Consider the following 20172-nt stretch of genomic DNA (forward strand, 5'->3'; position numbering starts at 1 on the left):
GGATCAGACCTTATTTTTTCGACAGCCAACGTTCTTTGGTGGTGTGTTTGAATAAAACTGACGCATAGAACTGATACGAGGACAGCCCGTTGCAGCAACGGGCTGTCGCAGGACCTGGTCAGCTATTGCATCAATGGTGATGCATTCACATTAAAATCAAAGCCATCAATCTGTGATGTAGTGATCAGCTGCGTGATGTACTGACTGACCGCTTTACGCCGGACTTTTTCATTCAGATAGTCCGCAATGCGTTGAGAGACTGCCTGGTAGGGCAGCGATTTTCCATCAACCCGGTTGAGTACCTCAATCACGTGCAAGCCATATCGACTCTCAAGAGGATAAGGCAATAATCCGGGGATTAATCGAAATAATGGGCGTTCCAGTTCAGGCACGGTTTGTCCTTTTGATATTTGACCGAGCAAACCACCACTGTCCTTGGTTGAGCAGGCCGAGAACTGACTGGCTAAATCAGCAAAGGATGCTCCGTTGTCAATTTGCTCAATCAGTACCTCAGCTTGTTTCTGGGCGTTACTGCGGCCCATATGGTCATCTGGTGCGCATGCCAATAAAATGTGACGGACTTCGAGTAACGGAGAGCTGATAAACTTGTCCGGATTTTGCTGGTAATAAAGCTCGCAGTCGGCGGAAGTTGCGGTTGGAACAACCACTTCCAAATCGATCACCTGTTGGATCAGCTGATCCTGTGCAGCCTGGCGTAATTGGTTGTCTTCAGCGTTTTGCATCGCATTAACTTGCTGACCTAAGCCCAGTTCGTCTGCACGCTGGCAGAGCAATTTCTCAATGATCAAACTTTGTGCGGCGGCGACCATGGCTGCGCGTTTATCGCTGGCTGGGTGGTATTGCATTTCAGCAAAGATATCCGCCTCGGAGATTTGCTGCTGATTGACTTCGATCATTTTAAAACTCCCAAAGGCCAGCACTCTGCTGGCCTTCTGTTTATTTCATGTATTAACGGACCGCTGTGAGCGCCCCTTGTTAACGGATAAAACGCTGACGAACAATCTGATGTGGCCGACCAATATATTGCAGCGGCACGCTCAACATATGCACCAGACGGCTGAACGGAAATACCACAAAAAGCGTCATGCCAAGCACAATATGCGCTTTAAAAATCCAGTGTACGCCCTGCATTGCAGCAACGGCTTCTGCACTATCAAAGGTCACAGTATTTTGGGCCCATGCCATCAGTTTTAACATCTCGCTGCCGTCCATATGACCAGCGGAGACAAAAATCGAGCTTAAACCCAGTAACAGTTGTGCCAGTAACAACCACAGCAGCGCGATATCCATCGGGTTGCTGCTGGCTCTTACACGCGGATTGGTCAGCCGGCGTTTGAGCAGGATCACTAAACCGTACAGGCAAATCAGGCCGAAAAAGCCACCAACGCCCATTGCGATCATTTGTTTAAATGACGCACTGATGCCGAACAAGTGCCAGACTTCTGGTGGTGTCAGCAGGCCGACGGCATGACCGCCCAGAATGGCAATGATGCCAATATGGAATGGAATACTGCCGCGACGTAAGTCCTTTTTCTCCAGCAGCTGGCTGGAGCTGGTCTTCCAGGTGTATTGCTCGCGGTCGTAGCGTATCCAGCTGCCAATTAACATCACGGCAAAGGCGATGTAGGGGTAAATGCCAAAGGCAAAATGGTCAAAGTAACTCATGATAAGACTCCTGAAGTGGTGGACACGTCCTGACCGGGTGCCATACCGCTAAAAAATTGCACTGGCACCATTTGGTCGCGGCGCTGGCCTTCGCCTGGACGGTTTTGGCTGCTTGGGCAACTGTTCTCGCCTTGCTGTGACATAAAGCTGACCATTTCCTCTTCCCAGACTTTGTCCAGCGCTTTGGGCGTGTCATCTCTTTGCTCACTGCTGATTTGTTTGGTCAGATCTGCAAGGTCGATTTCAGCCTCTGAAAGCTCCAGCAATGTATGCAGCAGAATTTGATAATCCGAATCGCGCTGCGCCAGCCGGGCTGCCAACAAGCCGAGAATAGGAGCAACTTCCTGCAGACCGTAGCGCGCGTTGTCATCACCTTGCGTCGACAAAAACTCTAAGTACAGCGGCAGATAATCCGGTAATTCTTTTTGTGAAATATCGAGTCCAGCTTCGCGATACTGCGCTTGCAGGTTTACCATGGCCTGACCACGGTCCCGTGACTCACCATGTAAATGTTCAAACAGCAGTAAACTTAAACTGCGGCCACGCTCGAACTGGCTGTCATACTCGGCCTGCCAGTCCATTAATTCCTTGTCCAGTCGGTTTTTGATAAAAGCCAATAGTGCATTCTTGGCGGCGTCGGACAACGCCGACGCCTCCACAATTTGCTCAAGCTCGGTTTGACTGTCATGCAACAGCTCAGTCGGGTAGTCGAGTAATAACGAAATCACCTGAAGTATTTGCATGATATTAATCCTTAATCTCTACTGGAATGACCTGACGGACGCCTTTAGCTTTTGCACCAAACAGATTCACGCCGTTGTTGCCATCGCCACAACCGTTACCAAAGCTAAAGCCACATGAACTCTTGAGGTCATAAGCATTTTCTGCATAAGCACGATGACTGGTTGGAATAACAAATCGGTCTTCGTAGTTGGCTAAAGCCATGTAGCGATACATTTCTTCAACCTGAATCGCACTCAGACCAACCTGTTTAAGCACAGCGAGGTCTTCGACGCCGTCGACCTGTTGTGCCCGTTTAAACGCCCGCATTGCAATCATGCGCTCTAAGGCCCGCACCACAGGCTTTTCATCACCGGCTGTTAATAAATTCGCCAAATATTTCAATGGAATACGTAGCGATTTTAAATCCGGGATTTCACCGTTCATGCCGACATGGCCAGCTTGAACTGCGCTTTGGATTGGAGATAATGGCGGTACATACCAAACCATCGGCAGTGTGCGGTACTCCGGGTGTAACGGCAGTGCGACTTTCCACTCCATCGCCATCATGTACACCGGGCTTTGCTGCGCGGCTTTAATCCAGTTATCACTGATGCCTTCGGCGCGGGCCGCGGCGATGACTTTCGGGTCATTTGGATCTAAGAATATATCCAGCTGTGCCTGATACAGATCCTGTTCGTTAGCGACGCTGGCGGCTGCGGCGATTTTATCTGCGTCATACAGCAATACGCCTAGATAGCGGATGCGGCCAACGCAGGTTTCCGAACAGACAGTCGGCTGACCGGCTTCAATCCGCGGGAAGCAGAAAGTACATTTTTCTGATTTACCGGTTTTCCAGTTGTAATAGATTTTTTTGTACGGGCAGGCTGAGACACACATACGCCAGCCGCGGCATTTGTCCTGATCAATCAATACAATGCCGTCTTCTTCGCGTTTGTAGACGGCACCGCTTGGACATGCCGCAACACAAGCCGGGTTCAGACAGTGTTCACAGAGCCGTGGCAGATACATCATGAAAGTTTTTTCAAACTGGCCGTAGATGTCTTTTTGCACCACGTCATTGAAGTTCTGGTCTTTCTTGCGTTTCTCGAATTCGGTGCCGAGAATTTCTTCCCAGTTTGGCCCCCATTCGATTTTTTCCATGCGCTGGCCGCTAATCAGTGAACGCGGGCGTGCGACAGGCTGGTGCTTGCTATCTGGTGCGTTATGCAGATATTGGTAATCAAAATCAAACGGCTCGTAGTAGTCGTCGATTTCCGGTAGGTCCGGGTTGGCGAAAATATTCGCCAGCACCCGACGTTTGCCGCCAATTTTTAATTCCAGCTCGCCGCTGCCATTTTTGGTCCAGCCGCCGTGCCATTTTTGCTGGTTTTCCCATTCTTTCGGAAATCCAATGCCTGGTTTGGTTTCGACGTTATTGAACCAGGCGTATTCCACGCCTTCCCGTGAGGTCCAGACGTTTTTACATGTGATAGAGCAGGTGTGGCAACCGATACATTTGTCTAGGTTTAACACCATGCCGATTTGGGCTCTGACTTTCATAAATTCTTACTCCAACCTTATTTGGTGTCTAACCAGTCGACATTGCTCATCTTGCGCACGATGACAAACTCGTCGCGGTTACAGCCGACAGTGCCGTAATAGTTAAAGCCATAGGCTTGCTGAGCATAACCACCGATCATGTGAGTCGGCTTCATCACAGCGCGGGTCACTGAGTTGTGGATACCGCCGCGGGTACCTGTTGTCTCTGCACCAGGTACGTTTACAATCCGCTCCTGTGCGTGATACATCATGCTCATGCCTTCCGGTACGCGTTGCGAAACGACCGCCCTTGCGGCGATGGCACCATTGACGTTGAAGATTTCAATCCAGTCGTTATCTTCGATACCTGCCGCTTGTGCATCTAACTCACTCAGCCAGACAATCGGGCCACCGCGCGACAAGGTCAGCATCAGCAAGTTGTCAGAGTAAGTACTGTGGATCCCCCACTTCTGGTGCGGTGTGATCCAGTTCAGCACGATCTCTTTATTGCCATTGGGCTTCTTGTGCAGCACCGGCGCCACGGTTTTTAAGTTGATGGGCGGCTTGTAAGCACATTGCTGTTCACCAAAATCTCGCATCCATTCGTGGTCCTGATAAAACTGCTGGCGGCCGGTGATGGTGCGCCATGGGATCAGCTCATGCACGTTGGTGTAGCCGGCGTTATAAGAGACATGCTCGTCTTCCAAGCCTGACCAGGTTGGTGAGGAGATGATCTTACGTGGTTGTGCCACGATGTCGCGCCAGCGGATTTTTTCATCTTCTTTGTTCAGCGCCAGATGGCGGTGGTCACGGCCGGTAATTTTCGATAAAGCCGCCCAGGCTTTCACCGCAACCTGACCATTGGTTTCCGGCGCCAGGCTTAAAATCACTTCACAGGCATCAATCGCAGTTTCAATTCGTGCTAGGCCTTTATTGGCGCCTTCAGCGGTATGGGTGCGGTTCAGCTCTTTGAGGAAATGCACCTCGTTTTTGGTATCCCAGCTGATGCCTTTACCGCCGTTGCCAGCTTTATCCAGCAAAGGCCCAAGCGAGGTAAACCGCTGATAGGTATTAGGATAATCGCGCTCAACCACATTCAGGTGTGGCATGGTGATGCCAGGAATGGCCTCACATTCACCTTTCCACCAGGCTTTGACGCCATACGGCTGGGCGAGCTCTGCCGGGGTGTCATGGTGCATTGGCGTGGTGACCAGATCGGTTTCCACCCCCAAGTGGCCCGGGCATAACCGTGAGAATTCTTTGGCGATGCCTTTAAATATTTCCCAGTCGCTGCGCGCTTCCCATACCGGGTCAATCGCAGCTGATAACGGATGAATAAACGGATGCATGTCCGAGGTGTTCATATCGTCTTTTTCATACCAGGTCGCGGTTGGCAGCACGATGTCGGAATAGAGGCACGTAGTCGACATGCGGAAATCTAACGTCACCCACAAATCAACTTTGCCTTCGGCTGGTGCGTCGGTCCATTGCACGTCTTCTGGTTTTTTGCCGCCAAAACCGCCTAAGTCTTTGCCGAGCAAACCATGTTTGGTGCCAAGCAGGTGACGCAGCATATATTCATGGCCTTTGCCGCTGGAACCCAGCAGGTTAGAGCGCCAGATAAACATATTGCGCGGAAAGTTCTGTGGATTTTCTGGTTCCAGACAGGCGAACTTAATGTCGCCAGATTTGAGCTGATGCAGCACATAATCTTTTAAATCCAGCCCGGCCGCTTTGGCTTTGGCCGCCAGATGCAGTGGGTTGGTGCCCAGCTGCGGTGCAGAAGGCAACCAGCCCATGCGTTCGGCGCGGCTGTTAAAATCGATAATGGAGCCGGTCCATTTTTCCTTATTGGCCAGCGGTGATACCACCTCAGCCATATCGAGTTTTTCATAGCGCCATTGGCTGGCGTGATTATAGAAAAATGAGGTGCCGTTCATATGACGTGGTGGTTTCTGCCAGTCAGTGGCAAATGCCAGTGGCGCCCAGCCGGTTTGTGGCCGCAGTTTTTCCTGACCAACATAGTGTGCCCAGCCACCACCACTTTGACCGATACAACCACACATCATCAGCATATTGATGAGACCGCGGTAGTTCATGTCCATGTGGTACCAGTGATTGAGCGCAGCACCGACGATGACCATAGAACGGCCACGGGTTTTGTCTGCATTGCGGGCAAACTCGCGAGCCACCCGAATTACAGCTTCTGGCTCGACGCCGGTAATAGCTTGTTGCCAGGCCGGAGTGTATGGCACGTTGTCGTTATATGAAGCGGCGCGATGTGGATCGGCAAGACCAAAAGCTGCGCCGTTATCGACACCATAATGCGCCAGCGTCAGGTCATATACTGTGGCTACTAAGGCTTCAGTACCATCTTTCAGTTGGACTTTACGCACCGGAATGCGACGGATCTGTACTTCGTCATGTTCGGTATGTTGGAAGTATTTGTATTCATGTGGCGCACCACCAAAATACGGGAAGGCCACTTCAGCAATAGCGTCGTGCGCGTCAATTAACGACAGTTTCAGTTCAACGTCGCCGTCTTTGTCTTTTTGCTCCAGGTTCCATTTACCGACCTGATCGGTGTTTTGGCCCCAGCGGTAACCAATGGCGCCGTTTGGACTGGTCAGGCTGCCGTCTTGTTTGACACCAATCGTTTTCCAGTCTGGATTATTGGCTTCACCTAGGTTATCGATCAGATCTGCTGCGCGCAGGAAACGGCCCTGAGCCAGCTTACCGTCTTGTTCTTCCAATAAAACCAGCATCGGCATATCGGTATAGCGACGCACGTAATCAGTGAAATAACTACTTGGGCTGTCGACATGGAATTCTTTTAAAATGACATGACCAAAAGCCATGGCCAGGGCCGCATCAGTGCCTTGTTTTGGCGCGAGCCAGGTGTCACCGAATTTGGAAGCTTCGGAATAATCCGATGTGATCACACAGGTTTTGGTGCCTTTATAACGCACCTCGGATAAGAAGTGTGCGTCTGGTGTCCGTGTTTGTGGCACGTTGGAACCCCAGACAATAATGTAATTGGAGTTGTACCAGTCGGCCGATTCAGGTACGTCAGTTTGCTCGCCCCAAACTTGTGGTGACGATGGAGGTAAGTCGCAGTACCAGTCGTAGAAACTTAAGCAGTTGCCGCCAATCAGCGACAAATAACGCGCGCCAGCGGCGTAAGACACCATCGACATCGCCGGAATCGGCGAGAAGCCGGTGACACGGTCTGGGCCATATTGTTTGGTTGTGTAAATATTGGCTGCTGCGATGAGTTCATTGACTTCATCCCAGCTGGCACGGATAAAACCACCTAAACCGCGGCGTTCTTTATAGCTTTTGGCTTTGACCGGATCAGAAACAATCGACTCCCAGGCCTTGACCGGGTCCTGATGTACCGCTTTGGCTTCGCGCCACAGTTTCATCAGATGCTGACGAACTTTCGGGTATTTCAGTCGGTTCGCACTATAGATGTACCATGAGTAGCTGGCGCCGCGAGGACAGCCGCGCGGCTCGTGATTCGGCAGATCCGGACGAGTGCGTGGGTAGTCAGTTTGTTGGGTTTCCCAGGTCACCAGACCATCTTTGACATATATCTTCCAGCTGCATGAACCTGTACAGTTAACGCCATGAGTGGAGCGGACAATCTTGTCATGTTGCCAGCGTTGGCGGTAACCCTGTTCCCAGGTTCTGTCCTGATTGGTGGTAACGCCGTGCCCGTCGGCGAATGGCGTGCTGCGCGTTTTAAAAAAACGCAGTTTGTCGAGCAAGTGACTCATTGTATTACTCCTGCTTGCCGACCCGGTTGATATTGGTATGCCGGATCATTTGCTGAACTTGCCAGTAGTTTGGAATGCGCAAGCAGAATCATGATTGATTTGGCGCAAGCAATCCACGGAGTGCAAACAGGTACAAGAGGTTGAAAGTACCACTAAGTGGGTATTTTTGTTTTTTGCTATCTATCTGAATTAATTAGTGAATATATGAAATGTAAATCGGCCAGGCTGTTGGTGGTTTGAGGTCTGGCGCAAAAGGAGTAGCCCCTGAAATTGGTCATAGAAAGAGGTAGAATCCGGTTATCAACCCAAGGAGCCGGCATGTCAAAAATCAAACCTCTATTGAAGCATCAGTCTTCAATTGTCAGTCGCATTGGCATTGCTCTTGGGATCATCGTCACTTTAGCGCTAGGGACCATGATTATTTCCTACTGGCTGTCCGAACGGGCCGATAGTGATGCGTTAGCGATCAACGTCGCCGGGTCACTGCGGATGCAGACTTTCAAAGTGGTGATGTTAAGTGAACAGCCATCGAGTACAGATTTTCTGGCTGCGCGGGAAAAGCTGATACAGAGCTGGCAGCACCCGGTATTCAGCCACATGAAAACGGCCAATCCACAGCTGAATTTGCAGTTCGTCCAAGCGAGGCAAAATTGGCTGCAACTGGACCAGCAGCTGAAGCAACTGTCGGCATCAGAGCGCTTTCTTCGTGCGCAGCGTCAGGTGAATGATATCGAAGTATTGGTCAGCACCATTCAGCAGGATGCTGAGCATAAGGTCCGCTTATTACGCATCGTGCAAATCTTCGCGCTTTTTACCACAGTGTTTCTCGCCGCTGTGGTCCTGCATTGGTTACGCAATAGGGTTGAGCAACCATTAAGTGAATTAACCCGCGCTGCGCATCGGATCGGCCAAGGTGATTTTACTTGTCGTGTCGAGCCACAGGAAAAGGATGAACTGGGAGTTTTGGCCCAAACGCTGAATAAAATGTCAGACGCTATTGCGTCTATGTATGGCACCTTGCAAAAACGGGTGGACGCTCAAACTCAGGCGTTGCAAATTTCTAATACGAAACTGCAGTTTTTATACGATATGGTGCGGGACCTGACTATTGAAACTGTGGACCGCAATAGACTGGACACCATAGTGCAGCAATTACAGCAGGTTGTATCGGTGGCAGACATTGAGTTGTGCCTACTGACCGAGCAGGGCAGCCGGCCTTATTTACAAATCTTGCCTGATAACAGTCATGAAGAATGCGGACGTTCTAGCTGTGGTGATTGTACTTCGGCCAGTGATAGTGGTCAGATGGATAATAGTGGCTGGGTGTATCGATTTCAGGTTCAGCGCGAGACTCAGCATCATGGCGTGTTAGTTGTCCGTACTCACAGTACAGAATCCTTAAGTGATTGGCAGCTGCAGTTATTCCGCAGTGTTGCAGGTCATATCGCGATAGCGCTGAGTTTAAAGCAAGAACAAGAGCAGAGCCGCCGGTTAGTTTTAATGCAAGAGCGTACGGTCATTGCCCGTGAACTGCATGATTCTTTAGCTCAGGCGTTGTCGTATCTGAAAATTCAGGTGACAAGGCTGAATAAAGCTATTGAAAAACAACGCCCCGAGCTTCTGCAGGAAATCACTGATGAACTAAAGCAGGGGCTTGATAGTGCCTATCGTCAGCTGCGTGAGTTATTAACCACATTCAGACTAAAAGTAGATGGCGGCGGTGTCGAGGCTGCGCTGCAGCAGGCCGTGACCGTGTTAGCTGAGCAGTCGGGAATGCGGTTTCGCATCGACTACCAGTTAGCGAATATTCCACTGTCACCACAAGAAGAAATCCACTTGCTGCAAATAGTGCGGGAGGCCAGTCAGAATGCTGTACACCATAGTAAGGGATCCGAAGTATTGGTTGGACTCAAACAACATCCGGACAAATGGATAGAGCTTTGTGTTGAGGACAACGGCATTGGTATTCCGGATAAAGCGGAAAAGCTCAATCATTATGGTCTTGCCATCATGCAGGAACGCAGCCGGCAACTGCACGGGGAACTGCGGGTAGAGCGACGTACTGAAGGCGGCACCGGCGTCTATTTCAGGTTTTATCCTGAGTACCTCGCGCAGAAAGTTCCAGCCTAGAACTACAAGAACTACCTCTTAAGGTGAATTGGCACAAAGAGCGCCGGGCTTCATGATGTAGCGACTCATCATGAAGTCTCGGTGGATAAGTGTCTACGCGTGATAAACAAGTTTCATCCCTGTGTCCGGGTAGTATTGAGAAATCAATAACATTATCCTGCGGTCTATGTTCACAGGGAGACCAAATACCTTTGAGCCTTGCTGAATTAAACGCCCAAGCTCGGCTGCTCAACACCCAGCAACAATTGCTTGATGGCATTCTGAAACTCAATCAGCACCTGCTGTTTTTTCAGGAGCTAATAGCACAGGAAATAGCGGATAGGCATGCCGCTATAAACGCTCAGTCTACCCGACCTCCTGCATCAGATAATGCAAATGAGCGCCGATAATGAAGCCGGATCGCATGACTGCAATGCGCGAGATTATTGAGCAGGTAAAAGCTGAATTTCCGTTGTATGAGCCGAGCACCTTTATTTGTGGTGCTAATACTGATTGTGCCGGCTGCCCTAAAAAGCTACTCGAAATGGTGGATAGCGAGATCTGTTATTGGGAGTGTGCGATGAAACGTGGTGTAAGCCCGAAATTTGACGAGATCCGCCGATTCGGAAAAATGTGTCTGAGCGTCCGGCGCGCGTTGTTGCGCAATAATTTGCTTCGCGAACGAGTTTAAGTGCTTGGATATCGGCTTACTTACAGTGTTGCCTGCTTAAACAATCATGCGCCCCAAGTGAAATATAGGTGATCAATGTGGCAGCTATTTGCACTTTCTAGGTAGTTAAATCAAGGTCTAATCCGAAAGTGGTAGTTGTTTGCCTTTTTCCGAGCATCTCCTATGTTGTTTCTATCAGGGAAAAATAGAAGGCCTATCATGACGATGGAAATCCGCAATCTTACAGTCAAAGCAAAACTAATCTTGTTACTCACTCTGCCTGTTCTGGCTCTGCTTGGGTTGGCACTCAATCGTATTTTGATGGATGTGGGAAACTACACTATCGCACTGCAGGTTGAAACGACCGTCAGCCATTCCGTGAAAGTAAGCCAATTGATCGGCACCTTACAGGCTGAACGAGGCGCAAGTGGTGTCGTTCTGGCAAGTAAGGGATCACGCTTCAAAGAGCGGTTATCCGGACTGCGCAACAAAACAGACGACGCTCTTGGCTTAGTAAGACCAATCGGTATCAAAGAATTTTCAGCCATTCAAGTTGAAGTAGATGAGCTCAGGACAAAAATAGACGGGCTTTCAGTGGCGAGTGCTGAATCTGCTACCCGTTACACCAAATTGATCGCAGATCTTATCGCTAATGATCATCAAGCTGAGCTTCAGCTTGAGCACTTAGGGTTAAGTAGAAGCCTGGCCACGCTGAATAAACTCATTGAAACAAAAGAAAGAGCCGGACGGGAGCGCGCAATTTTAGGCATAGTGTTCAGCCAGAGCCGTTTTACCGAGCAAACGCTGACTACTTTTGCCAACAATCTGGGGGCTTATCGTGCCTATGCTGAAAGCATGTCTGGCATGCTCACAGCAGCACAGAAAAAACGCTGGGATGACATGCAGTTACTCCCGGAGTTTCGCCAAGTCGCCGATATTCATCAGCAAGCTTTTGCCAAAGCAACCGCGACAGAATTTTCAATTGATGATGCAGCTTGGTTTGACCTGGCTACTGCACGAATTGCCAAACTCACAGAGTTCGAGAAAGTGTTGTCTGATGAGCTTTCTGCAGAGGCTGCTGAGTTAAAGCGAACTGCGCTCAATCAACTGATGTTTTTGGCCGTGTTATTGAGCTTGCTCGGTATTGTCACTGTGATTGTCATTCGCAAAATGATTCACTCCATGACCGATGCTGTTACTACGATAGAACAAACGCTGGTGGCTGTTGCATCAGGTGATTTAACCATGGATCCCCACCAAATCACTGCAGGTGCCGGCGATGATGAGTTTGGGAATATAGCCCGGGCCACAGCATCTTTAGTTACACAGTTGCAAAAAGTGATTGGTGGACTGAGTAGTGCATCTGCCCAATTAGCCGCAGCTGCCGAAGAGTCGTCAGTCGTGACAGCGCAGACCTTTAAAGGGATCCAACGTCAACAACAGGATACGGAACTCGCAGCGACCGCTATGCATGAGATGAGCACGACGGTTCGTGATGTTGCTTTGACAACGACAGAAGCTGCAGAGCTTTCAGAGCTTGTGCAGAAAAATGCAGTGCAGGGTCAGCAGCAATTACTACAAACAATCGCTTTGATTGGCGAGTTATCTCAGGAAGTCAGTGCCACAGCCCGGGTTATTGAGCTTCTTAAAGGCAAAAGTACAGAAATTACAGCTGTCTTGGATGTTATCAATAGTATTGCGGAACAAACCAATTTACTCGCGTTGAATGCTGCAATCGAAGCGGCCCGGGCGGGCGAGCAGGGCAGAGGCTTTGCAGTGGTAGCCGATGAAGTGAGAGCGCTTGCTAGTCGCACTGCCGCATCCACGAAAGATATCCAACAGATGATCTCAGCCTTTCAAAGTGGCTCCCAAGAAGCTGCTGATGCCATTACAAAAAGCCAAATTAAAGCGAGCGAGGGAAATAACCGCATCGAAACTGTCGGTCAGACATTAGCGGCGGTATTGATGAACATCCAGGCCATCAGCGACAAAAATACGCAAATCGCTTCAGCTGCTGAGCAACAGGCTGTTGTTGCCGAGGATATCAACCAGAAAATCATAAGCATCAACACCGTTGCGGAAGACACCAGCGAAGCGGCTCAGCAAAATGCAGAGAACAGTGAGCAATTGGCCGAACTGGCAGAACAAATGAATGCTACTGTCGCAAAATTCAGGCTAAACTAGCCAGACATTTTCATGATGCTACTAGCCCGGCCAGTTGTTAGAGCCGGGCTCTTTTTATCCTTTCTGGATAATTGCATTTAATTTACCACCTCCTTGTAACCGTTCCTTACCATGTGTTGCAAATTAATTGCACCACCACTTTCACGGAAAGTTCCACTTCGTCGGATCGCGGCTTTGTGCCAAAAGAGGATATTTGATGAACCGTAGGGGTAGGCCTTGCGCCTACCCGAATTCAGCGGATTGCGGGCGACCGCAAGGGTCGCCCCTACAAGTTTACAAATGTCTGCAAATCGCTCTTAGCAAACCTTCGGGATATCCCTCCACTTTGTCGTATACGCTGGTGATAACAGCTGGCGTTTCATGGCCCAGTCTTGTTGAAGGCCTTTTGCTGCAAAGAACACTTTGGCTTTACCGCTGTGGTTGATCTCATCCAGCACTATCATCAGTGCAGGATTTGCACGATACAGGGGCGTTGTCTCACTAACACCGCCGTTAGCAGCGTCTGTAAATAGCTGCAGTTGCTCAGTTCCTTCATCATAAAAATCAGCCAACATCACGCCAGCTTTGGCGTAGCGGTAGCCGTCTTTCCAGATTTTCTTTAAAAGCTCACCGGCCAAGTGCAGAAAATCGCGCGTGTCGTCAGTTGGGCTTATCAGGACACCGCTTGCAGAATTGCTGTAGAACGGATCTTGGCCGTGATTGCTAAAAGGGCTGGTGCGGATAAATACCGTCAGCTGTTTGGCTTTGCTACTTTGACTACGCAGTTTTTCAGATGCGCGATGTACATATTCAGATACCGCCTGCTGCATATGAGTGAATTCAGTGATGCGCTCGCTAAAGGCGCGGGAGCTAACGATTTCTTTTTTGTTTGCTGCTACATCTTCTAGGGCTAGGCAGGATTCGCCATTGAGCTCTGCTACGGTGCGCTCGAGCACCACAGAAAATTGCCGGCGCAGCATTTTTGGTGAGGCATCCGCAAGCTGCAGGGCGGTGTGAATACCTAACTCGTTGAGACGTTTTGTCAGTTTACCGCCAACTCCCCACACTTCGCTGACTGGCAATAAAGCCATTAACTTACGCTGCCGCTCTTTACTGGTTAAATCAACTACGCCTGCGGTTTTCTGCCATTTCTTGGCTGCATGGTTAGCTAATTTTGCCATTGTTTTGCTTGGTGCAATGCCGACACAAACTGTCATACCAATCCAATCTTGAATGGTTTGGCGGATATCTAAACCCAGCTCAGTGAACGATATCGCCTGGTCGAAGCCGGTTAAATTCAAGAAGGCTTCATCAATCGAATAGACTTCCACGGCAGGCGCCAGCTGTTCAAGCGTTGCCATCACCCGGGACGAGATATCGGCATACAGCGCATAGTTCGACGAAAACACCACGATGCGATGTTTTTCAACCAGCTCACGCACCTGAAAATAGGGTACGCCCATTTTAATACCGAGCGCTTTTGCTTCGCGTGAGCGGGCAATCACACAACCGTCGTTGTTCGAAAGAACAACCACTGGCGTACTGGCCAAATCCGGCCGGAACAGCTTTTCACAGGACGCATAGAAGTTATTGCAATCAACCAGCGCAAAGGTTTTGTTCATCACTACAGGGTTTTATGCGAGCGGCTCATCTGCCTGATGACGTTGGTCACCACCCCAAAGATTTGCAGCTCGTTGTCGCTGGCAAGGCAAATGGGCTGAAAGGCACTATTACGCGGCACCAACATCAATTTTGGCCTTAAACACAGCTCTTTGACGGTAAACTCACCATCCACTTGCGCCACCACAATATCGCCATGGACTGGTTTTACTGAACGGTCCACCACCAGGATATCGTTATGGAAAATACCAGCCTCAATCATAGATTCGCCTTCAACCCGTACAAAGAAAGTCGCGGCCGGGCGCTTAATACACAGTTCGTTTAAATCCAGCGTTTGTTCAACGTAGTCCTGCGCCGGTGACGGAAAACCTGCCGAAACTTTACTGACAAAAAGTGGCAATTTCAGAGTGCTGCGAATAGCAGACTCGCCAAGAAAAGAAACGGACATAATCACCAATAACTGTATTTATATACAGTTATGATCGCACATACACCTGCCTTGTCAACTTCAGCAGTAGCTTTTGCGACAATTCGATGGTGCAGGCTTTAGCAGATCAATCTACTTGCTTCAGGTGTTGCTGATTGGATAACGCACCCAGCCACAGGTCCAGGTCTTCTTTTACATATTGGTTCGAGCGGCCAATCCGAATAAAGGGCGGGGCAGGGGTTTGGTTGGTACGTGGTGCTTTGCACTGACAAATGGCAATAGCTGCTCGAGCTACAACAATAGACAGGTAAAGGCTGCTGCGAAATGTTAACTCGTTCGAATGAGCTCACGTAACCTGAGACGTATGAAACACAAAACGCGCATATAGCGCGTTTTGTATGTAGGCGGTAGGCGAAGCGTTTCCTTAGCATTATGGTTCGGAAACCAGCACTTTAGGTGCTGCCACTACCAGTGTTCTTCCGGATTAGAACACCTGTCCAGCTACATCAGACTAAGTCCCGGAACGCCCGATGCAGAAGCTCTTTAATTACAGAGCCTACGACTTAACGATATTGAGATTTTGCTTAAAAGTAAATAGTGGATCCTCACTCAGCATTTAAAGTGCGACCGATCGGTCAGTGGAGTTCTATGTAAAAATGATGGTCAAGCAGCCAGTAAATGAATTTTTTTCTTAACTTTTGCCGGCCCATACCGCGTAGGCAACTCGGGCAGCAAACAGTTGCCTTTACCCAGTTGTAGATGAACTCTTCATTGCAACAATCACCAAAGTCATCAGACGCAATTGCAAGCTCGAGACCATGTGCGGACAAATTCGCTTCTGACATCAGCCAAGTGCCAAGCAGTCGAATTCGCCGTTCGAATTCTTTTTCAACAAGGCACTGCTTATACCAGGCAGTTTGTTCAATCATAATCATTGAATACCTCCGAACTGAATGCGTTGCAGTAATGCATCCGCTGCGGAGCCATCTTGTCTGGTCAGATTGGGGACGTAGCGGCTATAGACGCGAAAGAGCATCTCTGTGGTGGTATGGCCCATCTGCCGCGCGATCCACTCGGGGTTTTCGCCAGCCGCTAACCACAGAGTTGCCGCCGTATGCCTAGTTTGATAAGGCGTTCTGTCGCGTAATTCCAGAGCATGTAACGTGGGGTACCAAATCCGTTGCGTGACATTACGATGATTGTGAGGTGTGCCTTTTTTGGTGCTAAACACAAACTTTGCTTTGCCAGTGAGTTCGCGCTGACGAAGCAGGGCGTTTCGAACGGGCTCGGACATTTTGATTTCGCGTTGGCTGCCATCGTTTTTGGTATATTCCAGACGGTCGCGGACCCAGGTCTCGCGGATCAAAATGATGCCGCGAGTCCAGTCAACAAAGCGCCACTGTAAGCCGTCAACTTCACCAGTCCGCATCCCGGTAAAAAAGCGGACAATAAAGTAATCACGAAACCGGGGGCCTACATGATTGATAAACAATTCAACTTCTTCCATCGTGAACGGATCGACGTCAGTCTTTTGAACTTTGAGTGGTTTGAGGCGCACAGGCGCGGTAAAATGGTACCGGTCGGCTGCTTCATTGAGGATCATGTAAATGATTTTGGTGTGTCGGTTGATATACCCTGCGGTCAAGCCAGTGCCATTTTCGCGACGTACTTTGCCGAGTGAGGCGCGAAATTGCATGATGTCCGCTTTAGTGATGCGGTCGACCAACTTGTCTCCAAACGTCGGTAAGATCCGAAGCTTAATCAAGGTCACTACCGTATCTTTGTAGGATGTTCGCCATGTGACGGCCATCTCTTCAAGCCAAATCTCCGTGAATTCTGCAAAAGTTGGTAAGCGTCCGGCTTTGTTCAAAGCCAGTAAGTGGCGTTGTTGCTGACAAAACTGCTCGGCAAGTTTGCTGTTCGGAAAGTAATGGTCATAGACAAAACGTCCCAGTTTGATTTCCAACTCAATCTGATCAAGAAGCTTTTGCAGCTTTTTCCGATTCGCAGGGTTATCCGGTAATGCTGTTTGCTCCCGACAGCGGACACCTTGAAAATGAAAATCGATCAGTAAATTACCGGTTTCCCGCCGAGCTCTAATTTGCCCCATAGGCCACCCCACCATTTGCCATCGGGATCACCTCGCGTTGTAGTTGCTGTTGCGGGACTTGAAGGTCGCGTTGAATTGCTTCCCAAATGAACAAGATTTTGCTTCCACCAAATGGCCTGATGTAGTGGATCCCTTCAAACAGGACACGGTCTTTCAGTTGTTCGCGGATCGTGCGTGCATCGTACTTAATGATGCGTGAAAGCTCTGCGGTAGTTAGGTAGGTTATAAGCATTTATAGTATCTCCTCGTGTATTAATGTAGCTTATAAAGTACATGATTCATGAGCTACATGATGCTGTCAAGAGGTTTTTGTAGCTTAAATGACACGCAAGATGATTTTCTGCATGAAATCTTTTAAGATGCAGCTAAAGGAGGAGCTATGATCCGATTCAGACTTAAAGAGCTTATTGTTGACAAGGAATTCAAAGAAAATCGGCGAGTTTCAATGGATGAGATATCTTCTGCGACAGGAGTGCATCGCACGACTTTATCGCGGATCGCGAACCAGAAAGGATATAACGCGACCACGGATGTCCTGGATAAACTATGCGCTTTTTTCCAAGTTCCACTCAGTAAAGTTGCTGAGTATGTAGATGACGTTTCAGATCCTTCTGTTTCAAACTCTGTAGACTGAACACATAACAGGATGTTGTATTAGGTTGGAATTCCGCGCCAGCACTTTGCTTAGATAGGCCTTTTAACCCTGGGGTATACAGAAATGTGAATTTCCATCCAGATAAAGGCCGTCGCGTTCAATGTAAACATGGGGCCGGGACACAGTTGCACTTTCGCCGTTATTATGAAGCCGAGGTGCTGCTTAGAAACGACTGAATGAACTGTAACTACAAGCCTAGGACTTATGAATCTTCTTCATATCCTTGTACTCGGCTACTTTGTAAGCAGCAAAAAGAATCAGGCCGATAAGAGCAAAGCCTACGACCAATATAAGTATTGAGATTTGCTGCATGGTCATGAATGGCTCCCCGAATGCAAATATGGATGTTGAGTATAATTTAGACTAAGCAGAATATTCGAACTCAGCGCTAGGCGTGTTTCCACTGGTTATTTAAGAAACTTTTTGCGCGCGATGCGTTCACCATATGCCAAGATACCAACCACTAGGCACACTGTAACAATCACTAGAACAATGCTGTAGGTTTCTACGCTCACGTTTCACCTTAGTCGCGGGTTTCATGTTACCTGAGTATAAGGATGAAACCATTGACTCTCAAGGATGACCCGATTGACCTAGCCAATTTTGCTAGCTGATAAGAATGCCAAAAAGGTCGTTTTTGATACAACAGAGATTTGCATTATGCTTAGAACTAAGCGCGTGCTCGAGTAAGAAAATTATGGAAACTGTATTACGTAAAATCGATAATTCACAAGGCATTATATTGCCCGACGAGTTAATCAAAGAGTTGGAATTTCAGCTTGGCGATAAGCTGGATATGACTGTTGTTGAGAGTAAGCTTGTGATTGCACTGGCCGAGAAGCGCAAGAAATACATATTGGCGGATCTACTGGCTAAGTGCGATACATCGGCACCAATGCCGCAAGAGTTGACAGCATGGGATAGCTCTCCAACTGTTGGGAATGAAGCATAACGTCTATGTAGGGCGAGGAGGGGACTATGTCAGCCATAGCCGAAGTCACAAAACTTGCAGCGAGTATAGTCGCCAATTTACCAATTATTAAGGGTATTCACTCAGCGGAAGAGCATGAGCAGGCGTTGGCACTCATGGACGTATTGCTCGAGGATTATGATGCCAATCTGGTTGTGATTGAAGCACTGAGCAATGTGATTACCCGGTACGAGGACCAATCAGAGGAATTTGAAGCATTTAATTACCGACAGTCAGAGCTGGAACCTGCGGTTGCAATGCAGACAGTTATTATGAGTAACAAAGATCCGAGTGTCCCGAGCAGTGATTAATCTAGCATCAAAGTAATGCGCTTTTTTCGATAGCCCGATATGAGATTGTTTTTTACGCAGTGCTGATGAGTAACGTCTTGATGGTGAGGTTCAGCTTGCAAGGCCCAAGGCTCTCTTTATTTTATCTGCCTGCCCATTCAAGCCATCAAAAATGGCGTTGCTAATCGATTCAGGAAAGCCCGCGGGCAAATTGGCTCGAACCAGTGTGATCACTTGCTCAGTCGCATCTGCCATTTGCTGCATCATCTCGATGGTTTTTGGCACGGAGAAACCAATCTTTTCGGCGGTGCTGATAAAATGTCGGGGCTGGATCATAGAGACATGGTACTGACGGTTTTTGCCCTCTAATGCCATTGCCATTTTGGCTTTCTTCTCCTGAATACCCCCTGATGCAAACAGTGGGAAAGCTGAGAGCACGTCGTAAATGGGGGTTAGCCGATAGGATGAGCCGGCTTCGATAAACAAGCTGAAGTTCTTACCGTGACCGTCGATGGCGGCCAGCAACCAAAACAGAATTTGTGTGCGGAAAAAAGTCTCCCGATCAGCACTAGCCAAACGTGATCCCATCAGTAATTTCATTGAATCCGCGACACCTGGCCCACCATCAGCCTGATACTTTAATGCGGGCGCTATTCCCATAGCCTGGCAAAAGTCTTCCTGCGGCAGGCGCATCAGCCATTGGCCGTTTTGGGACCAGCGTCGGTCGAACCGCTCGACGATAAGTACTTTTTTGTCGCCAAAAGTGGCAAGTTCGGCGTTGGCCGCCTCAAAGCCAAACGCTTTGGCGATTTGCAGGCATAACCATTCATTTTCGCAGCTGTCGGAAAGGTCGATGTTATGGTGTTCCAGTCGGCCAATTGGCAATTTAAAGATATGACTGGTCGCGCTGCTGCCTAACGGTTGTTGCCATCGTCCCTGAAACCAGAGCAGTGCTGTTTTTTCCTGCGCTCCCGCCAATGAAATACGAAAATCATTGTGCTCAGTCATGCCGAGTGGCGCTGTTTGATAGCCTGCCAATAGCGCTGCAATTTGACTCTCGGTAAGCGGGGTTGCTGTCATCGACGTCACTGGGGGCAGTTGGCTATTCGCGGGATAGAGCTGAATCGCGCCGACGCAATCACGGCCTATTGCTGCAAGCAGATCGAATGGATGAGTCGTTGCAACCTGAAACCGAGTCTGCATCCGGGTCAGAATCGCATCTGAATCCGGCAATAAATTTTGAAAGAAGTTAAATACTGCGGTGCCGCGATGGCGCTCTGAACGCAGTGGTAATGATAATGAAATGGGACGAGCATCGACGTCCTGCAACCAGCTGGTGGCATACTGAAATGACATGGCACCGTCACCGTCGCGATAGAGGGTTCCAATCTCTTCACCGTTCATCGCCACCATTAAGCTCTGCAGGCGCAT

17 protein-coding genes are annotated in these 20172 nt (G+C 49.1%); 6 read left to right on the forward strand and 11 right to left on the reverse strand.

Going from position 1 to position 20172, the window contains the following annotated elements; all coding sequences use genetic code 11:
- Positions 1-122: 122 nt before the first annotated feature.
- The 5 genes from ACFFJP_RS02575 to ACFFJP_RS02595 form a co-directional block, all read right to left on the reverse strand.
- A complete protein-coding gene (locus tag ACFFJP_RS02575; RefSeq protein ID WP_377240174.1) occupies positions 123-917 on the reverse strand; it encodes a peptidylprolyl isomerase in 795 nt (264 codons plus the stop codon).
- Positions 918-996: 79 nt separating this feature from the next.
- The gene (narI, locus tag ACFFJP_RS02580; protein ID WP_377240177.1) at positions 997-1686 is read right to left on the reverse strand and encodes a respiratory nitrate reductase subunit gamma; all 690 of its coding nucleotides are present in this window, start codon (positions 1684-1686) and stop codon (positions 997-999) included.
- Entirely contained in the window at positions 1683-2429 is a 747-nt protein-coding gene (narJ, locus tag ACFFJP_RS02585) for a nitrate reductase molybdenum cofactor assembly chaperone (protein ID WP_377240179.1), read from the reverse strand. The genes narI and narJ overlap by 4 nt, the downstream gene beginning before the upstream one ends.
- A 4-nt stretch (positions 2430-2433) precedes the next feature.
- Positions 2434-3969 carry a nitrate reductase subunit beta gene (gene narH, locus ACFFJP_RS02590; protein WP_377240181.1) on the reverse strand — a complete coding sequence of 512 codons (1536 nt, stop codon included), beginning with the start codon at positions 3967-3969 and terminating at the stop codon, positions 2434-2436.
- 17 nt (positions 3970-3986) lie between these two features.
- Positions 3987-7727, reverse strand: a complete 3741-nt coding sequence (locus tag ACFFJP_RS02595; RefSeq protein ID WP_377240183.1) for a nitrate reductase subunit alpha — start codon at positions 7725-7727, stop codon at positions 3987-3989.
- 318 nt (positions 7728-8045) lie between these two features.
- Between ACFFJP_RS02595 and ACFFJP_RS02600 the strand changes: the two genes are divergently transcribed.
- The 3 genes from ACFFJP_RS02600 to ACFFJP_RS02610 all read left to right on the forward strand — a co-directional run bounded on the left by ACFFJP_RS02600 (position 8046) and on the right by ACFFJP_RS02610 (position 12690).
- On the forward strand, positions 8046-9857 hold the full coding sequence (locus tag ACFFJP_RS02600; protein WP_377240185.1) for a histidine kinase: 1812 nt from the start codon (positions 8046-8048) through the stop codon (positions 9855-9857).
- Positions 9858-10245: 388 nt separating this feature from the next.
- Complete coding sequence (locus ACFFJP_RS02605) at positions 10246-10527, forward strand: hypothetical protein (RefSeq protein ID WP_377240187.1); 282 nt, start codon at positions 10246-10248, stop codon at positions 10525-10527.
- Between the two features lie 198 nt (positions 10528-10725).
- Positions 10726-12690 (forward strand): methyl-accepting chemotaxis protein, encoded by a 1965-nt coding sequence (locus ACFFJP_RS02610; RefSeq protein ID WP_377240190.1) that lies wholly within the window; start codon positions 10726-10728, stop codon positions 12688-12690.
- A gap of 296 nt (positions 12691-12986) precedes the next feature.
- On the opposite strand, the gene umuC is transcribed toward ACFFJP_RS02610, so the two are convergent.
- The 5 genes from umuC to ACFFJP_RS02635 form a co-directional block, all read right to left on the reverse strand.
- Positions 12987-14291, reverse strand: a complete 1305-nt coding sequence (umuC, locus tag ACFFJP_RS02615) for a translesion error-prone DNA polymerase V subunit UmuC (RefSeq protein ID WP_377240192.1) — start codon at positions 14289-14291, stop codon at positions 12987-12989.
- A 2-nt stretch (positions 14292-14293) separates the two neighbouring features.
- On the reverse strand, positions 14294-14737 hold the full coding sequence (gene umuD, locus ACFFJP_RS02620; protein ID WP_377240194.1) for a translesion error-prone DNA polymerase V autoproteolytic subunit: 444 nt from the start codon (positions 14735-14737) through the stop codon (positions 14294-14296).
- 614 nt (positions 14738-15351) lie between these two features.
- Positions 15352-15651 carry a hypothetical protein gene (locus ACFFJP_RS02625; RefSeq protein WP_377240196.1) on the reverse strand — a complete coding sequence of 100 codons (300 nt, stop codon included), beginning with the start codon at positions 15649-15651 and terminating at the stop codon, positions 15352-15354.
- Positions 15648-16826: an Arm DNA-binding domain-containing protein gene (locus ACFFJP_RS02630; protein WP_377240198.1), complete on the reverse strand. Its 1179-nt coding sequence runs from the start codon at positions 16824-16826 to the stop codon at positions 15648-15650. The genes ACFFJP_RS02625 and ACFFJP_RS02630 overlap by 4 nt, the downstream gene beginning before the upstream one ends.
- On the reverse strand, positions 16813-17058 hold the full coding sequence (locus ACFFJP_RS02635) for a hypothetical protein (protein ID WP_377240200.1): 246 nt from the start codon (positions 17056-17058) through the stop codon (positions 16813-16815). Before ACFFJP_RS02635 ends, ACFFJP_RS02630 begins: the two co-directional genes overlap by 14 nt.
- A 147-nt stretch (positions 17059-17205) precedes the next feature.
- Here ACFFJP_RS02635 and ACFFJP_RS02640 point away from each other — a divergent pair, with 147 nt between their 5' ends.
- The 3 genes from ACFFJP_RS02640 (at position 17206) to ACFFJP_RS02650 (ending at position 18762) form a co-directional block, all read left to right on the forward strand.
- A complete protein-coding gene (locus tag ACFFJP_RS02640) occupies positions 17206-17460 on the forward strand; it encodes a helix-turn-helix domain-containing protein (RefSeq protein ID WP_377240202.1) in 255 nt (84 codons plus the stop codon).
- 718 nt (positions 17461-18178) lie between these two features.
- A complete protein-coding gene (locus ACFFJP_RS02645) occupies positions 18179-18433 on the forward strand; it encodes an AbrB/MazE/SpoVT family DNA-binding domain-containing protein (protein WP_377240204.1) in 255 nt (84 codons plus the stop codon).
- A 26-nt stretch (positions 18434-18459) separates the two neighbouring features.
- Complete coding sequence (locus ACFFJP_RS02650) at positions 18460-18762, forward strand: hypothetical protein (RefSeq protein ID WP_377240206.1); 303 nt, start codon at positions 18460-18462, stop codon at positions 18760-18762.
- 90 nt (positions 18763-18852) lie between these two features.
- On the opposite strand, the gene ACFFJP_RS02655 is transcribed toward ACFFJP_RS02650, so the two are convergent.
- Complete coding sequence (locus ACFFJP_RS02655; RefSeq protein WP_377240208.1) at positions 18853-20172, reverse strand: type II toxin-antitoxin system HipA family toxin; 1320 nt, start codon at positions 20170-20172, stop codon at positions 18853-18855.

Source organism: Rheinheimera tilapiae, assembly GCF_042432165.1.
In the GTDB taxonomy this organism is placed as follows: domain Bacteria; phylum Pseudomonadota; class Gammaproteobacteria; order Enterobacterales; family Alteromonadaceae; genus Pararheinheimera; species Pararheinheimera tilapiae.

Excerpts from the sequence above, each read along its gene's own strand:
- umuC (WP_377240192.1), bottom strand. The coding sequence starts at position 14,291 with ATGAACAAAACCTTTGCGCTGGTTGATTGCAATAACTTCTATGCGTCC.
- ACFFJP_RS02630 (WP_377240198.1), bottom strand. The coding sequence starts at position 16,826 with ATGGGGCAAATTAGAGCTCGGCGGGAAACCGGTAATTTACTGATCGAT.
- ACFFJP_RS02635 (WP_377240200.1), bottom strand. The coding sequence starts at position 17,058 with ATGCTTATAACCTACCTAACTACCGCAGAGCTTTCACGCATCATTAAG.
- ACFFJP_RS02605 (WP_377240187.1), top strand. The coding sequence starts at position 10,246 with ATGAAGCCGGATCGCATGACTGCAATGCGCGAGATTATTGAGCAGGTA.
- ACFFJP_RS02640 (WP_377240202.1), top strand. The coding sequence starts at position 17,206 with ATGATCCGATTCAGACTTAAAGAGCTTATTGTTGACAAGGAATTCAAA.
- umuD (WP_377240194.1), bottom strand. The coding sequence starts at position 14,737 with ATGTCCGTTTCTTTTCTTGGCGAGTCTGCTATTCGCAGCACTCTGAAA.
- ACFFJP_RS02645 (WP_377240204.1), top strand. The coding sequence starts at position 18,179 with ATGGAAACTGTATTACGTAAAATCGATAATTCACAAGGCATTATATTG.
- ACFFJP_RS02650 (WP_377240206.1), top strand. The coding sequence starts at position 18,460 with ATGTCAGCCATAGCCGAAGTCACAAAACTTGCAGCGAGTATAGTCGCC.
- narJ (WP_377240179.1), bottom strand. The coding sequence starts at position 2,429 with ATGCAAATACTTCAGGTGATTTCGTTATTACTCGACTACCCGACTGAG.
- ACFFJP_RS02600 (WP_377240185.1), top strand. The coding sequence starts at position 8,046 with ATGTCAAAAATCAAACCTCTATTGAAGCATCAGTCTTCAATTGTCAGT.
- ACFFJP_RS02595 (WP_377240183.1), bottom strand. The coding sequence starts at position 7,727 with ATGAGTCACTTGCTCGACAAACTGCGTTTTTTTAAAACGCGCAGCACG.
- ACFFJP_RS02575 (WP_377240174.1), bottom strand. The coding sequence starts at position 917 with ATGATCGAAGTCAATCAGCAGCAAATCTCCGAGGCGGATATCTTTGCT.
- narH (WP_377240181.1), bottom strand. The coding sequence starts at position 3,969 with ATGAAAGTCAGAGCCCAAATCGGCATGGTGTTAAACCTAGACAAATGT.
- ACFFJP_RS02625 (WP_377240196.1), bottom strand. The coding sequence starts at position 15,651 with ATGATTATGATTGAACAAACTGCCTGGTATAAGCAGTGCCTTGTTGAA.
- narI (WP_377240177.1), bottom strand. The coding sequence starts at position 1,686 with ATGAGTTACTTTGACCATTTTGCCTTTGGCATTTACCCCTACATCGCC.
- ACFFJP_RS02610 (WP_377240190.1), top strand. The coding sequence starts at position 10,726 with ATGACGATGGAAATCCGCAATCTTACAGTCAAAGCAAAACTAATCTTG.
- ACFFJP_RS02655 (WP_377240208.1), bottom strand. The coding sequence starts at position 20,172 with ATGCGCCTGCAGAGCTTAATGGTGGCGATGAACGGTGAAGAGATTGGA.